At 68.7% G+C, this 15,014-nt stretch carries 15 protein-coding genes; 3 read left to right on the top strand and 12 right to left on the bottom strand.

What is annotated here, in order from left to right:
• Positions 1 to 559: 559 nt before the first annotated feature.
• The 5 genes from NBRGI_RS40315 to NBRGI_RS40295 form a co-directional block, all read right to left on the bottom strand.
• Positions 560 to 1,099 (bottom strand): GNAT family N-acetyltransferase, encoded by a 540-nt coding sequence (locus NBRGI_RS40315; protein WP_029903169.1) that lies wholly within the window; start codon positions 1,097 to 1,099, stop codon positions 560 to 562.
• Between the two features lie 292 nt (positions 1,100 to 1,391).
• Positions 1,392 to 1,886 carry a PH domain-containing protein gene (locus NBRGI_RS40310; RefSeq protein WP_063726379.1) on the bottom strand — a complete coding sequence of 165 codons (495 nt, stop codon included), beginning with the start codon at positions 1,884 to 1,886 and terminating at the stop codon, positions 1,392 to 1,394.
• 181 nt (positions 1,887 to 2,067) lie between these two features.
• Entirely contained in the window at positions 2,068 to 2,547 is a 480-nt protein-coding gene (gene ribH / locus NBRGI_RS40305) for a 6,7-dimethyl-8-ribityllumazine synthase (protein WP_014986425.1), read from the bottom strand.
• 21 nt (positions 2,548 to 2,568) lie between these two features.
• Complete coding sequence (locus NBRGI_RS40300; RefSeq protein ID WP_029903165.1) at positions 2,569 to 3,813, bottom strand: bifunctional 3,4-dihydroxy-2-butanone-4-phosphate synthase/GTP cyclohydrolase II; 1,245 nt, start codon at positions 3,811 to 3,813, stop codon at positions 2,569 to 2,571.
• A gap of 151 nt (positions 3,814 to 3,964) precedes the next feature.
• Entirely contained in the window at positions 3,965 to 4,588 is a 624-nt protein-coding gene (locus NBRGI_RS40295; RefSeq protein WP_014986427.1) for a riboflavin synthase, read from the bottom strand.
• Positions 4,589 to 5,186: 598 nt separating this feature from the next.
• On the opposite strand from NBRGI_RS40295, the gene NBRGI_RS40290 reads away from it, so the two are divergent.
• Positions 5,187 to 5,657 (top strand): hypothetical protein, encoded by a 471-nt coding sequence (locus NBRGI_RS40290; protein ID WP_029903163.1) that lies wholly within the window; start codon positions 5,187 to 5,189, stop codon positions 5,655 to 5,657.
• Between the two features lie 725 nt (positions 5,658 to 6,382).
• On the opposite strand, the gene rpe is transcribed toward NBRGI_RS40290, so the two are convergent.
• Positions 6,383 to 7,033 carry a ribulose-phosphate 3-epimerase gene (gene rpe / locus NBRGI_RS40285; protein ID WP_029903161.1) on the bottom strand — a complete coding sequence of 217 codons (651 nt, stop codon included), beginning with the start codon at positions 7,031 to 7,033 and terminating at the stop codon, positions 6,383 to 6,385.
• A 96-nt stretch (positions 7,034 to 7,129) separates the two neighbouring features.
• Here rpe and NBRGI_RS40280 point away from each other — a divergent pair, with 96 nt between their 5' ends.
• On the top strand, positions 7,130 to 7,552 hold the full coding sequence (locus NBRGI_RS40280; protein WP_029903159.1) for an ATP-binding protein: 423 nt from the start codon (positions 7,130 to 7,132) through the stop codon (positions 7,550 to 7,552).
• A complete protein-coding gene (locus NBRGI_RS40275; protein ID WP_029903157.1) occupies positions 7,552 to 8,454 on the top strand; it encodes an RNA polymerase sigma factor SigF in 903 nt (300 codons plus the stop codon). The genes NBRGI_RS40280 and NBRGI_RS40275 overlap by 1 nt, the downstream gene beginning before the upstream one ends.
• A 1-nt stretch (position 8,455) precedes the next feature.
• Here the strand turns inward: NBRGI_RS40275 and NBRGI_RS40270 are convergent, their stop codons facing one another.
• From NBRGI_RS40270 to NBRGI_RS40245, 6 genes are all read right to left on the bottom strand, one after another.
• Complete coding sequence (locus NBRGI_RS40270; RefSeq protein WP_029903155.1) at positions 8,456 to 8,800, bottom strand: MmcQ/YjbR family DNA-binding protein; 345 nt, start codon at positions 8,798 to 8,800, stop codon at positions 8,456 to 8,458.
• Positions 8,801 to 9,241: 441 nt separating this feature from the next.
• On the bottom strand, positions 9,242 to 10,681 hold the full coding sequence (locus tag NBRGI_RS44720; RefSeq protein ID WP_051728407.1) for an RsmB/NOP family class I SAM-dependent RNA methyltransferase: 1,440 nt from the start codon (positions 10,679 to 10,681) through the stop codon (positions 9,242 to 9,244).
• A 931-nt stretch (positions 10,682 to 11,612) separates the two neighbouring features.
• Positions 11,613 to 12,536 carry a methionyl-tRNA formyltransferase gene (gene fmt, locus NBRGI_RS40260; protein WP_029903151.1) on the bottom strand — a complete coding sequence of 308 codons (924 nt, stop codon included), beginning with the start codon at positions 12,534 to 12,536 and terminating at the stop codon, positions 11,613 to 11,615.
• Positions 12,536 to 13,102 (bottom strand): peptide deformylase, encoded by a 567-nt coding sequence (def, locus tag NBRGI_RS40255; RefSeq protein WP_029903150.1) that lies wholly within the window; start codon positions 13,100 to 13,102, stop codon positions 12,536 to 12,538. Before def ends, fmt begins: the two co-directional genes overlap by 1 nt.
• A 149-nt stretch (positions 13,103 to 13,251) precedes the next feature.
• Complete coding sequence (locus NBRGI_RS40250; protein ID WP_370627923.1) at positions 13,252 to 14,259, bottom strand: esterase/lipase family protein; 1,008 nt, start codon at positions 14,257 to 14,259, stop codon at positions 13,252 to 13,254.
• Positions 14,260 to 14,320: 61 nt separating this feature from the next.
• Positions 14,321 to 15,010 carry a PadR family transcriptional regulator gene (locus NBRGI_RS40245; RefSeq protein ID WP_370627922.1) on the bottom strand — a complete coding sequence of 230 codons (690 nt, stop codon included), beginning with the start codon at positions 15,008 to 15,010 and terminating at the stop codon, positions 14,321 to 14,323.
• Positions 15,011 to 15,014 lie beyond the last annotated feature (4 nt).

Here is a 15,014-nt window from a genome sequence, read left to right as displayed (position 1 = left end):
ACCCGGGGCCCTAGCCGCAGGGTGACGCGGGCACCCCCGAGGCGGTCCGCCGTGAGTTGCGCTCAGCAACACCGCTGAGCGCCGGGCAACGAGCGATCGCTCCTCGAAAGCTGTGCGCGCCCTGCACCCGCCGGGCGACGAGCGAACGGCGGCCACCCCTCAGAAACCGTGCGTGCCTGCACCCGCACCGCCGGACAACGAGCGAACAACGGCAGCGCCCCGCGCCTGCGCCCGCCGGACGCCAGGCCAACAGCGGCGGCTCCTCAGAAGCTGCGCATGCTTTGCGCCTGCACTACCGGGCGCCGGGCCGATCCCCCGAAGCGGTGCGCGCCCCGCACTGCCGGACGACGAGCAACGACAGCCACCCCTCAGAAACCGTGCGTGCCCTGCCACTTGTGCAAGCCGGGCGGCGGACACTCCGGCTGTGCACCGTCGTCGTCGCGTCGGAATCGCATGGTCTGCCGCACCCACAGGGAGCACTGGTCGCAAGGTGATCCAGGCATCTCTGGCGGCCCGCAAGGGGGTGCGAATCCCTGGAAGTGGTGCGGATTTCGCCGGTTCAGCGCGTCAGGCGCATGGGGTACAGGACGGGGCCGTGGTCGAGGGGGAGTTCGGGCTCGGGGTGGAAGCCGAAGCGGTCATAGAAGGGCATGGTGGTCTTGGCGTTCGCAATCAGGAAGCAAGGTTCGGTCGAGGTCGCCAACCGCTGTTCCAGCAGCGAGCTGGCGAAACCTTTGCGTTGCGCGTCCGGCCGGGTGCCGACCGCGGCCAGGTAGAGGTGCGGGGTCGCGGGCCGGGCCGCTTCCATCCGATGCGAAACCGCGAGCGCACGCGGCAGACTGCTCCACAATGCCCGAACCAGCGTGAAATGCTTGGCAATCGGCGAGATGACCCCGACGGGCTCCCACAGCGCAACACTCACGACGTTGCGATCCTCATCGAGCGCGAGATCGACCATGCCGGTCTCCGCCCGCGCCGCGATACGCGCCTCCCAGAACAACGGCAACGCCTTACCCCGCCGCTCCGCATTCGGCCAGAAGTACGTCATCAGCGGATCGTCGGCGTACGCCGCGGCCAGCACAACCGCACCCAACTCCATAGCGTGAGGCTATCTAACCCCACGCCGTGTCAAGTGGATGTTCCCCATCCCAGCGTGGCCACCTGGCAGTCGGTGCCGCTCTCGGCTGTTCCTTTGACGAGGCTGCGAGGCTCCGCCCCACAGACCTTCCATACGGTTCACAGCAGCTACAACCCCTGTGAACCGTATGGAACCTCTGTGACCCCCCAATCTGTCGCGTGGTCCAGGCCGGCCGGCCCGCCGCCCGCGGCAGGAACAGCCCATTGGGCAAGTCGCACTTCGGGAGCCAGACAACGGGCCGGCGCGGCGCGGGCTATTTTTCGGCGGTGTACTTTGCGCCTAGTTCGCGGAGTTTGTCCATGGCGGTGGCGGCATGGGCTTTGTCGTTGGAGCGGATGGCGAGGAGGGGGACGTAGTCGTCGTTGACAAGTTCGAGGCGAGCCCAGGATTTGCGGTCGGGGAACGCGACGCCACGGACAGTGTCCCAGGGGAATTCGTTGTCGCCCAGCACATTTCGAACGGTGACGCCGCGGGGGCCGACGCGGACGCGGGGCCTGGTGAGCATGAGGACTCCGCCGGCGATGAGCAGGCCGATACCGATCATGGCGATCTGGTCGGCCACCCGGAAGTTCACGCCGGTCGAGCCGGAGCGCAGCCAGATGCCGCCGACGAGGAAAGCGGCCGCGATCAGGGTGGCGACGATCCACGCGGTACGCACCGCACGCCGCGGTCGCACCTCGAAGTCCCACTCGGGCGAATCGGCTTGCGCCGCTTCGGCGTTCCTCCGGAAAATGCGCACCACCGGCATCGCTACCTACTCTCCTGCACTAGAGCCGACCGCTCACGGCCGACAAAGGACGAGCGAATCGCCGTGGAGGACATCGAATCACGCCGCCCCCGCCTCGACGACCCAGGTCGACGACAGCTAACGCGATCCCGTCGCACCGAGCGCACCGAGCGCACCGAGCGCACCGAGCGCACCGAGCGCATTATGCCGACTGGCGCAGGGCGCGCAGGGTGAGGGCGGCGTCGAGGGCCGCGGCGCACGCTTGTTCGCCCTTGTTCTCGGCGGAACCGGGGAGCCCGGCGCGGTCGAGCGCCTGTTCTTCGTTGTTGGTGGTGAGCACACCGTTCGCGACGGGAGTGCCCGCGTCCAGCGACACCCGGGTGAGCCCGGCTGTCACCGCATCGCACACGTACTCGAAATGCGGTGTCCCGCCCCGGATCACGACGCCGAGCGCGACCACCGCGTCATGCGTGCGGGCCAGCTCCTGCGCCACCACCGGCAGCTCCATCGCGCCCGCGCATCGCACCACCGTCACGTGCACCACGCCGGCTTCTTTGGCGACCTGTTCGGCATTCGCCACCAGGGTGTCGCAGATCGTGGTGTGCCAGCGCGACGCGACGATGCCCAGCTTGAGATCCTTGGCATCCGCGAGCGCGAAAGTCGGTACGCCGGTACCGCTCATCGATAGTGGCCTTTCCGTGGGTCAGCGGGCGGTTTCGCCCAGATCGATGTCGTCCAGCCCGATCAGGTCGTGGCCCATGCGGTCTCGTTTGGTTCGCAGGTAGTGCAGGTTTTCGGCGTTGGCGCGCAACGGCATCGGCACGCGCTCGGTGATCCGCAGGCCGTATCCGTCCAACCCGACGCGTTTGGCCGGGTTGTTGGTGAGTAGTCGCATGGAGCGAATCCCCAGGTCCACCAGGATCTGCGCGCCCGTGCCGTAGTCACGGGCGTCGGCGGGCAGCCCGAGTTCCAGGTTCGCGTCGACGGTGTCGTGACCGGAGTCCTGCAACTGGTAGGCCTGCAGCTTGTGCATCAGCCCGATGCCGCGACCTTCGTGACCGCGCATGTACAGCACCACCCCGCGACCTTCTTGGGCCACCATCTCCAGCGCGGCGTCCAGCTGCGGACCGCAGTCGCAGCGCAGCGAGCCGAACACGTCGCCGGTCAGGCATTCGGAGTGCACCCGGACCAGCACGTCGTCGCCGTCGGCGAGATCGCCGCGTACCAGCGCGACGTGCTCCACCTCGTCGTAGATGCTCTGGTACCCGACGGCCATGAACTCGCCGTGCGCGGTCGGGATGCGCGCTTCGGCGACCCGCACCACGTGCTTTTCGTGCTTACGTCGCCAGGCGATCATGTCGGCGATGGAGATCAGCGCGAGGTTGTGCTCGTCGGCGAAGACCCGCAGCTCCTCGGTGCGGGCCATGTGGCCCTCATCCTTCTGGCTGACGATCTCGCAGATCACGCCCGCGGGCCGCAGTCCGGCCATCCGGGACAGGTCGACCGCGGCCTCGGTGTGACCGGGGCGGCGCAGCACGCCACCGTCTTTCGCGCGCAGCGGCACCACGTGCCCCGGGCGGGTGAAGTCATCGGCCTTGGTGTCGGCGGCGGCGAGCAGACGCATGGTGTGCGCGCGGTCGGCGCCCGAGATACCGGTGGTGATGCCCTCCCGGGCATCGACCGCCACCGTGTATGCGGTGCCGTGCTTGTCCTGGTTCATCGCGTACATCGGCGGCAGCCCGAGCCGGTCGCAGTCGTCACCCGTCAACGGCACACAGATGTAACCGGAGGTGTAGCGAATCATGAAGGCCACCAACTCCGGGGTGGCCTTCTCCGCCGCGAAGATGAGGTCGCCCTCGTTCTCGCGGTCCTCGTCGTCGACGACGACGACCGCCTTACCGGCGGCGATGTCGGCGACTGCGCGCTCGATGGTGTCGAACCTGGTCACGTCTGTTGTGCTCCATCTCGAATTAGGTCCGCCCCCACACTACTGTGTCCGACTCGCAGCGCCTGCGGCGCTGCGCCTTCGCCTGCCTCGCGCGTGGCGGTCGTCTACGGTGCGTCCGGATCGGTGCGCGGCCGCACTGTTGTTTTCGCGTTCAGCCTCGCTGTTGCAACCGCTCCACATACTTGGCGATCACATCCACCTCCAGATTGACCGTCGTGCCGACGGTGGCAAAGCCCAGATTCGTCAGGGCAAGGGTGGTGGGGATCAGCGAGACCTCGAACCAGTCCTTGCTGTCGGTGTCGGCCGGCTCGTCGGCGACGCCGAGACCGGAGACGGTGAGCGAGATGCCGTCTACGGTGATCGAGCCCTTCTGCACCACGTAGCGGGCGATCGAGTCGGGCAGCGAGATCCGCACGACATCCCAGTTGTCCGAGGGCGTGCGCGAGAGCACGGTGCCGGTGCCGTCGACGTGCCCCTGCACCAGGTGCCCGCCGAGCCTGCTGTTCAGCGCGGCGGCGCGTTCCAGGTTGACCTTCGATCCGGTGTCCAGCTTGCCGATGCTCGACCGGTTCAGCGTCTCCTGCATCACGTCGACGGTGAACGAGTCGCCGCCGACCACCTCCACCACGGTCAGGCACACGCCGTTGACGGCGATCGAATCACCGTGCCCGGCATCGGAGGTCACCAGCTCGCCTCGGATGGTCAGCCGCGCGGCGTCGGCCAACCGCTCGGTGGCGACGATCTCGCCCAGCTCCTCGACGATGCCTGTGAACATGCCCTGACTCCCTGTCGCGTTGTGGTCCCCGGTTGCGGAACAGCCCGGCCGCGGCAGGAATTCCCGTCGGTCGCTGCCGGTTGTCTCAGCTTAGTTCGCCGGTCGACGACGGTTCGCCCGCGGACCGTACGGCTCGCGCTCAGCGCCGAGCGACTCGAACCCGTTCCCGGCAACCGCCGAGAGAACCAGACCGACTGCCGGACAAGTCGCAGTCGACCAGGGGTTTGATAACGAATTGTCGGGTAATTTCGTTCATGCGTACGGAAAAGTCGCATTCTTCTTCCCGACGCTAATTCGCGAACGCATTTTTGATACCGCAAGAAGGCGATCCAGCTACCCGTTCGGCGCCCATTCGGGTTCATACCCGCAGGCAACACACTTTTAACGTTTCCTTGCGCCGTGATCGAAATAGACGCAATATTGTTATGTAGCTGATTCCTACCGTTCAACTTCAAATCCGACCAGTTCAGCGCGGAACGGTTCGACCTGGGGACGCCGGTCAGGCCCCTCAGGAAGTTCGACCCAGGGATGTCCACCACTCGAGGAAGTCAGAAACCACAGTGGGTCCAATCAAGTTCGACACAGTTGGGGGCGCGGCGTGACCACATTTCTCGACTCGACGCTGGAGGTTCGCTGCGTGCAGTATCGCCGCGAATTCCACCTCCCCGCATCGATCGATCCCACCTCGCGCCGCATTCTCCTGCACATAGGCACCCACTACGGTGCCATCACCATGCCCGCCGATCTCGGCGCGCGGGTGCAGCAGCGGCTCGAACAGGCCGACATCGCCGGACCGGTCGTCGATCATCCGCGCGCCAAGCGCTGGACCTTCCTCACCGGCCCACACCGCCCCGACACCCTTTCCGCGGCGGTCTCCGCCGAACTGTTCCGGATGTACGCGACCGTCGCGTGCACCGGCAGCCAGGTCGTCCTGCCGTCCCCCGACGACGAACGCACCGGCTACCGCACCTGGATCCGCCCACCCGAACCAGCCACCACCCGCCCACCCCTCACCGCGGTGATCGAAGCGACCCGCGAGATGGGCACGCGAAAGAACAACGCCCTCTGAGGGTTGGACGCGAGTTCCGGACGGCGCGATACGACTTCGGGACGCCCACGTGTGAGCTCAGGACGGCCCGACGGGGGTTCAGGACGGCCCGACGGGAGTACAAGGCGGCCCGACCGCAGTACAAGACGGCCCGACGGGAGTCCAGAGACGGCGCGATGAAAACTGGGCGCGGCCCGACGCAAGTTCAGCACGGCTGACACAAGTTCCGGACGGCTGACGCAAGCTCAGGCAGGCGCCTCGCACGTTCGAGAGGCTGAACCTGAGGTCGCCAGGACCCACGAGAGGTGGGGCAGGCGATCACCAGGTAATGGTGGCGGCACCGGCCGAGAGGGCGCCGCCAGGATTACCTGGTGATCAACTGTCCAGGTGTTCCGCGGACGGCGCCCCTTTCAGGTGGCAGCAGCGTGTGACAGCGGTGCGCCGCACCGATCCCGGAGGGAAGCCGCACCCGGTCCCAGCAATAGGCGGGCTCCCCGCTCCGGCAGTCACCGGCAGCCGGGACAACGGAAGGCAGCAGCTGGCTCCAGCGGTATGCGACAGCCCGCTCAGCCCGCGACAGCCCGCCCAGCCCGTTCAGCCCGCGGCAGCTCGATCGACGCACGACAGTCCGTTCAGCCCGCGACAGCCCGCTCAGCGCACGACAGCCCGTTCACCCCGCGACAGCCCGTTCACCCCGCGACAGCCCGTTCACCCCGCGACAGCCCGTTCAGCCAGCGACAGTCTGCTCAGCGGTGGGCGGCAGCCTGTTTGCGGAGGGCCTGGACGGTGGCTGCGGGGTCGGCGGTGTTGTAGACCGCGGACCCGGCGACGAAGCAGTCGATGCCCGCTTCCGCCGCCGCTTCGATGGTGTTGGCGTTGATGCCGCCATCGATTTCGACCAGCAGGCGCAGCTCGCCGGCGTCGACCAGGCGGCGGACGGTGCGCGCCTTGTCGAGGACGTCGGCGATGAACGATTGGCCGCCGAAACCGGGCTCCACGCTCATCACCAGCAGTGTGTCGAACTCGCGCAGAATCTCCAGGTACGGCTCGATCGGCGTGTTCGGCTTCACCGAGAGCCCGGCCTTGGCGCCGGCCGCACGGATGTCCCGGGCCACCGCGATGGGGTCATCGGTCGCTTCGGCGTGGAAGGTCACGTTGTAGGCGCCCGCCTCGGCGTACGGGGGCGCCCAGCGGCCCGGGTCCTCGATCATCAAGTGGCAGTCGAGCGGGATGTCGGTGGCCTTCAACAGGCTTTCCACCACCGGTAGGCCCAGGGTCAGGTTCGGGACGAAGTGCGCGTCCATCACGTCGACGTGCAGCCAGTCGGCGCCCTCGACGGCTCGGGCCTCATCCGCGAGATGCGCGAAATCGGCGGACAGGATGGACGGGGCGATCATCGGGACGGCCGGGCGCGCGTAAGTCGGGGTGGACACAACGCCGCAGTCTATCGGTACTGGGGGTTGCCCAGCGCGGGAGTGGGTAGCCTGCATAGGGTGATCAACATTTCGGCGGAACAGGGGCTCTACAGCACCCCGGTGGAGATTCGGGTGGCCGCATCGGTCACGCAGCTGCCCATCGTTCGTGGGCTCGCCGAAACTCTGGTCCTACTAAGCGATTTCACATTGGACGAGGTGGCCGATATCCGGCTCGCGGTCGACGAGGTCTGCTCCACCCTCATCGCGGTCGCGGGTCCGGGGACGAGCCTGCACTGCCGTTTCACCGTCGGCGAGACCGAATTGCTGGTCAAGGTGAGCGGCATCGCCGACAAGGAGGGCCTACCCGATCAACGCAGTTTCGGCTGGCATGTGCTGCGCACCCTGACCGATGAGGTCCAGGCCACTCAGGATTCATTCGACTCCGCAGTATCCGGATATCCGACGACGGTCGAGTTCCGTCGGGTCCGGGGGAAAGCGTAGTGGCGGACGAGGACACCGTGTTCGACTCGGAACGAGATGACGCCGAAACCGCCACCGACGATTCCGAAACCACCGCCGCCGAGGCCGAAAAGATCAGCGAGGAAGACGCCGCCGAGGACAGCGAAACCCTCGAAACCGCAAGCACCGTGGCGGGTTACGACGATGTCGGCTTGCTGTTCCAGCAGTTGGGCGCGAGCACGGCGGGCACCGCACGGCATGCGGCGATCCGCGCCGAGCTGATCAGCCGGTGCATTCCGCTCGCCGATCACATCGCGCGCAAATTCAGCGGGCGCGGTGAACCGTTCGACGATCTCACCCAGGTGGCACGGGTCGGGTTGGTGCACGCGGTGGACCGCTTCGATATCGAACGCGGCTCCAATTTCCTGTCCTTCGCGGTGCCGACCATCATGGGCGAGGTGCGCCGCTACTTCCGGGACAACACCTGGGCGATGCGAGTCCCGCGGCGGGTCAAGGAAACTCACCTGCGCATCGGCGCCGCGATCGACGCGCTGTCGCAGCGGCTCGGTCGCTCACCGACGGCGAAGGAGATCGCGGCCGAACTCGACGTGGACCCGGACGAGGTGACCCAGGCCGTCATCGCGGGCAACGCCTACCAGCCGAGTTCCATCGACGCGGCCACCCTCGGCCGCGACACCGACGCTTCGCTGCTCGACACCCTCGGCGAGGAAGAAACCCAGTTCGACCGGGTCGAAGAGTACGTCGCGATCCGTCCACTGCTGGCCGGGCTGCCCGAACGGGAACGCCGGATTCTCACCATGCGGTTCTTCGAGTCGATGACGCAGACGCAGATCGCGCAGCAGATGGGGATCTCGCAGATGCACGTCTCCCGCATCCTCGCGAAAACCCTTGCCCGGCTGCGGGAACAGACCAGCCGGGAGTAGTTCATTCCGGTTGGCGTTGTTTGCGGAGCTTCGGTGGGGCGGTACGCCACCATGCGTCGTCCAGCAGTTCGCGCAGGTGGTCCCGATCGATGTGTTCGAGGTCGATCAGGATGTAGGGGTGGCCGTCGTAGTGCGGTGTGGTGAAGAACGCCGGATCGCCCGACGCGAGCAGCGCCTCCTTCTCGGCGAGATCACAGGCGAGCACCAACCCGCCCTCCGCCTCCACCCGCAACCTGCCGAACCCTTTCCCGCCGACCTTCAACGCCGGGCTGCGCCACCACGTCGATTCCTGGACACCGGGCAGCTCGGTCGCCACCGCCACCACATCTTCCCAGGTCAGAGCCATACCTCGAGTATGCCCCACCCCTGCACCACCACTATTGGACGAATGGAACCCGCAGCAGGTGAGCGACCGCGGCGCAGTCCGGCGCGCCCACCGTAGGGGTCGAGTTCCGCCGCCGAGCCCCGGCCGAGACACCGATGGCCATGCGGCGCAACCACTCCCACGGGTCGGTCGCGACCGATCTGGCGAACCTGCCCCGCATCCCGGCAGCGGCGGAGCCCGCGACGCACGAGGTCAGCACTCGGGAAGTCTGCGCGGCCCGCCGCGGACTTCGCGTTCCCAGCCGCGCACTGGCCGCGCGGCCGATCCGCATGCGCCGGTCCATGGACGGACGTCCGCATACGGCAGGCCAACGCGACTGGTCCATATGGACCAGTCCGCCTACGGCGGGTCCGCGCGCGACGGTCCATACATGACCAGTCCCTGGGGTACCACCCGCAGAGATCAGGGGTCGGTGGGTTTGCGGAGGGCGGCCATGAACATGGCGTCGGTGCCATGACGGTGCGGCCACAGTTGTGCGGTGGGACCTTCGCCTACGTCGGAGACGCCGGGGAGAAGGTCACGGGTGTCGAGTTGTTCGGCGCCGGTGCGGCGGACCGCGTCGGCGACGACCGCCACCGTCTCGGGGAGATGGGGCGAGCAGGTCGAGTACAGCAGGACGCCGCCGGGGCGCAGGAGTTCCCATGCGGCGGTGAGCAATTCGCGCTGGAGCTGGACCAGTTCGGCGACGTCGGCAGGGGTGCGGCGCCAGCGAGCCTCCGGACGGCGGCGCAGTGCGCCGAGACCGGTGCACGGGGCGTCGACCAGGATGCGGTCGTAGCCCGGTGTCAGTCCGCTGCTGCGGCCGTCGGTGACGTGCACGTCGACGGGCAGGCCGTGCACCGCCTTGCGGACGAGTTCGGCGCGATGCTCGGCGGGCTCCACCGCGTCGACGTGGAACCCGTCGATGCCGGCGAGCGCACCGAGCAGCGCGGCCTTTCCACCGGGACCGGCACAGAGGTCGAGCCAGCGGCCGCCGTCCGGTCCGTCGAGCGGTGCCCTGGTCAGCGCCAACGCGACCAGCTGACTACCCTCGTCCTGGACGGCGGCCATGCCGTCGCGAACGGGCTCGAGCTTGCCGGGATCGCCGCCGTCGAGGTAGACCGCGTACGGTGACCAGCGCCCTTCCTCGCCGCCGGTCACCAGCGCCAATTCCTCGGCGGTGATATCGCCGGGCCGGGCGACCAGATGGACGGCCGGGCGCGCGTCGTCGGCGGCCAGTGCGTCGCGCAGTTCGCCCGCTCGCGCGCCGAGCGCGTCCGCGAAGGCCTGCGCGATCCACACCGGGTGTGCGAATTCGAAAGCCAAGTGGCCCACGGGATCTCGCGGCGCCAGGGTTTCCACCCACTCGTCGGCGGTCTTCTCCCCCGCACGTCGCAGTACCGCGTTCACGAATCCGGCCTTACCCGCGCCGGCTTCGGTACGCGCGAGCGCCACCGAGGTGTCCACGGCGGCGTGCGCGCCGATCCGGGTCCGCAACAGTTGATAGACGCCCAGCCGCAACACATCCAGCAGCGGACCGTCGATCTCGGCGATCGGGCGTCCCGCACCGGCCTCGATCACCGCGTCCAGCAGGCCCTGCGACCGGCACGCACCGTAGGCGAGTTCGGTCGCCAGCGCCGCGTCCCGCCCCGTCACCTTCCGGTCCCGAAGCAGGCCCGGCAGCACAAGATTCGCATAAGCGTCCCGCTCCCGCACCGCCCGCAACACGTCCCGCGCGACAAGCCGAGCCGCGTCCACCCCCTCCGGGAGCCGATCCTTCCCACCCCGTTTCGCCGCCCCCTCCCCCTTGCCGCCGGACCCTCGCTTACCCCCCTGCGCCGCCCCACCGGCTCGATTGCCCACGCGCGCACCACCATTCCCCGCCCCACCGGCACGACCGCCGGACCGCGAAGCACTCGCTCCACCGCCGTCGCCCGCCCCGCCGAACCGCTCCCCGCGCGCACCACCATTCCCCGCCCCACCGGACCGCGAAGCACCCGCACCGTCGCCCACCTCACCGGACCGACCCGCGCGCGCACCATCGTTCGCCCCGCCCGAGCGCGAAGCATTCAATTCGCCGGACCGGCCGGCACTTCGACTGAACGCACCGGTGCGTTCGGGCCTGCTCCCGCGTCCGAAGCCACCTTGTTCGTCGGACCGGCTGCACCCACCAGAGCGCGAAGCACTTCCTTCACGACCGCCTGCAGGCCGACCGCGACTCGCATCGGCGCCGCCGGCGACCTGCGCCGAACCAGCCGACCGACCACCCACGCGCGCATTACCTTTCGCGCCGCCGTTCGGTTGATCTCCATCCCGCGAACGACGCTCCGTCCCGGCCGTGCCATTTCGGTCGGGCCGTGCGCTCGCCGAGCTATCGGCACGCTTCCACTTCGCCTGTGACGCAGACTGTTTCGACCCGGACCGAGCCGCGCCGGTACGCTCGTCGTTCCGCGCCGCCGAGCGGTTGACGGGTCGACCGGCATCGCCGCGACCGCGGGCTCCCTCGCGTCCCGAGGCCGCACCGGACTCGGTGTGCCCCCGCCCGCCTCTCGAACCGCCCGGCTGCGAACCGCGAGACTCGTTGCCGCCCTTACCCTCCGCCGGCGTCACGCGACCGCTCCGCCGAGCCGGGAACCGCTGCCGACAGTCCGGCCGGGTACCGAGATACTGCGCCGTGCTGTCATATTCCACCGCTCTGGTCGCGGTCGCGGCGCGACGCCGCGAACCTGGTCTGGATGCTGCGACGTGGCCACGCCGCCGGACCCGCCCCACCCCTGCGTCCGATCGAGGATCCTCACTCGAACTCCGCGCCGGGTTGCAGGCGGGCGCCGCGGGCCCAGTCGAGGGCCGCCATCATGCGTTTGCCTTGGGGCTGAACTTGGTCGAGGCGGACCGCGGTGGTCGCGGTGCCGACGAAGACACCCGCTTTGCGGACCTCGATGGTGCGCGGCGGCAGCTGTTCTTCGACGAGTTCGACGGGGCCGAGCTTCAGTCGGGCACCGCCGATTTCGGTCCAGGCGCCGGGCGCCGGGGTGACCGCGCGGATGCGGCGGCCGATGGCGAGGGCGGGCAGGTCCCAGCGGATGTGCGCGGCCTCGGCGGTCACCTTGGCGGCGTGCGAGATGCCCTCGGCGGGTTGCGGAACCGAGTGCAGCGTCCCGTCTTCCACGCCGTCCAGGGTGGCTTCCAGCAGCCGGGCGCCGCTTTCGGCGAGCCGGTCCAGCAGCACGCCCGCGGTGTCGGTGACGTCGATCTTCTCGGTGACGGTGCCGAACACCGGTCCGGTGTCGAGGCCGGCTTCGATCTGGAAGGTGGACGCGCCGGTGATCTCGTCGCCCGCATTGATCGCGGCCTGCACCGGCGCCGCCCCGCGCCAGGCGGGCAGCAGCGAGAAGTGCAGGTTGATCCAGCCGAAGCGCGGGATGTCGAGCACCCGCTGCGGCAGCAACGCGCCGTAGGCCACGACCGGACAGCAGTCCGGCGCCAATTCGGTGAGCTGCTCGATGAATTCGGGTTCGGACGGCCGCCGCGGGGTCAGCACCGGTATGCCGTGCTCGTCGGCGAGCAGGCCGACCGGCGAGCGGGTCACCTTGCGCCCGCGCCCCGCGACGGCGTCGGGCCGGGTTACCACGGCGATCACGTCGTGCCGGCTGGATGCGAGGAAGCGACGCAGCGACGGCACGGCCGGTTCCGGCGTGCCCGCGAAGACGATGCGCATCAGCGGCCCCGTCCGAACGGACCGGCCTGGCCCGCTCCGCTCACCGACCGCGACGGCCGGGCGGTGACACCCGCACTGAACCAATCGGATTCGCGAATGGTCCGCATCGCGTCCTTGCGGTCGGCCGGGTCGAGCCGATCGATGAACAGCACGCCGTCGAGATGATCGGTCTCGTGCTGCACACACCGCGCCAGCAGCCCTTCGGCGGTGAATTCGACTGGCGCGCCATGCAGGTCGACGCCGCTGGCGCGTACCCGCAGCGCCCGCCGGGTGTCGTGGCGCACCCCGGGGATGGACAGGCAGCCTTCCGGCCCGACCTGCTCTTCGTCGCCGATGACTTCCCACTGCGGGTTCACCAGATGCCCCGCCGCGTCATGAGTGTCGTACACGAACACACGCAACCCCACTCCGATCTGCGGTGCCGCCATTCCGACGCCACCGTCGTCGTGCATGGTGTCGGTCAGGTCGGTCACCAGCTGCTGCAGTTCCCGGTCGAATGCGGTGACCTCCGCCGCGCGGGCGCGCAGAATGGGATCGCCGAACAGGCGAACAGGCTGAATGGTCACGGCAAACTCCCGGAAGCGGACGAACACGGTCGTCTCATTCTAGTGAGACGACCGAATGTCCCCGATTCACCAGGCGGAAGCTGGTAGAACTCGAGTGCGGTCGGGCGGGGTGACGGTTCCTCCGCCCGGCCGCCCGCCGCGAGCGAGCCTCAGGAGTGCCCGGCGACGATCACCTCGGGGATCCCGGTGCCGAGCGCGACCGGCCGGCAGACCGGCTCGGGCGCGCTCGGGTCGAGCACGGTCAGCAGCAGTTGCTGCACGAACGGGTCGTAGACCATGTGGAAGTGTCCGGTCAGGTTCGTCGAGCAGCGATCCTGCAGCACGATGTTCGTCGCGTTCGCACCGCGCAGCGCGATATTGCTGAACGGCTGGATCATCTCGTCGACCCGGCTGCCGATCGTGGTGTAGCGCGGACCGGGCACGGTGTCGCCGCCCGCGTTCAACTCGACCATGATCGTCGAGCCCTGCGCCTGCTGCACCGCGGCCAGCGAGGTCACCCGGGCGAAGGCCGCCATTCCGCCGGGCACCGCCTGCACGATCGGCACCAGTCCGTACATCACGCCGCCGTAGCTCGGCGACGCGAGCCCGACCCACTGCCCGACTTTGGCCGCTCCCCCGAGCTTGTTGATGTAGTACCGCGTCACGGTCGCGCCTTGCGAGAAGCCGACCAGGTCCACCTTTTCGGCACCGGTCGCGGCCAGCACCTGATCGACGAAAGCGCCGATCTGATAGGAGCTGAGCACCACGTCTTCGGTGCCGTAGGTCTCGGCGCCCGGCTTACCGCCGTAGTTGAGCGCGAAGACACAGAACCCGGCCGCGGTGAGTTGCGGTGCGATCCCGGACCAGTCCGAGTAGGCGCTGGAGTCGGTGCCGTGCGCAAGGACCACCGGGCGCGGACGTCCGGCGGTCGGCTTGCAGTCGAAATTGTTGGTGCCGATCGGCACCGCGTTCGGATGTGCTTTCTTGTACCACGCCGCGGCCAGATGATCGGTCTGCGACGGGCCGGGTTCGGAAGGCACCTCGGGCGGCAGGTAACCGAGGGGCGCGGCCTGCGCCGACCCGGAGCCGAGAACTACGGCTCCGGCCAGCGCGACGGCCACCCCGGCCCTGCACAAGAGTGACTTTCCCCAACCCCACGAACCCCTAGACTGTTGCATTTCACAATGATCTACCGGATTCGGTTCAAATGTGCACTCCGGCGCGGTGTTTCACACCCCGTTACTTTTCGGGGGTCTCGTCTTCGGCGAGGATCCGGTAGAGCGATTTGCGGGTCTCGGTGAGCAGGTCCGCCGCCCGCGCCGCTTGTTCGGGTGTGCCCACAGCCGCCACCTGTGCGACCGCACCCATCACCTGGCCGACGAGACCGCGCAGATCGATCGCCTGCGCGCCGACGTCTTCCTTGACATCCGCCCACGGGTCGCCCAGCTCGTCCTTGTGCTCGGTGACGTACGCGGTGCCCGCCTCGGTCAGCTGCGCGGTCTTGCGACCGGCGATCTTATCGATGAGGACGAGTCCCTCGTCTTCCAGCTGGGCCAGCGCGGGGTAGATCGACCCCGGGCTCGGGCGCCAGACGTCGTCGCTGCGCTCGCGGATCTGCTGGATGAGCTCGTAGCCGTGCATCGGCCGCTCGGTGAGCAGCAGCAGCACCGCGGCACGCACGTCACCGCGCCTGCCCCGGCCACCGCGGCCACGCCCGCGACCGAATCCCGGGCCGAAGCCGGGTCCGAATCCCGGGCCGAAGCCCGGACCGAACTCGGGTCCGTGCCCATGCCCGTGCCTGCCGCGACGGAACCGCTGGCGGGGGTCGAAGTCCTCGCCGCCCGGTCGCGACCAGGGGCCGCGCCGTCCGAAATCTCGATGTCCTTGGTTCTCCATGTAAGCCTCCTCGGGCTCTCGTGTTCGTTTCATAGTA

The organism is Nocardia brasiliensis IFM 10847 (genome assembly GCF_000710915.1).
Classification (GTDB): Bacteria; Actinomycetota; Actinomycetes; order Mycobacteriales; family Mycobacteriaceae; genus Nocardia; species Nocardia brasiliensis_A.
This window is presented reverse-complemented; position numbering and strand designations above follow the sequence as displayed.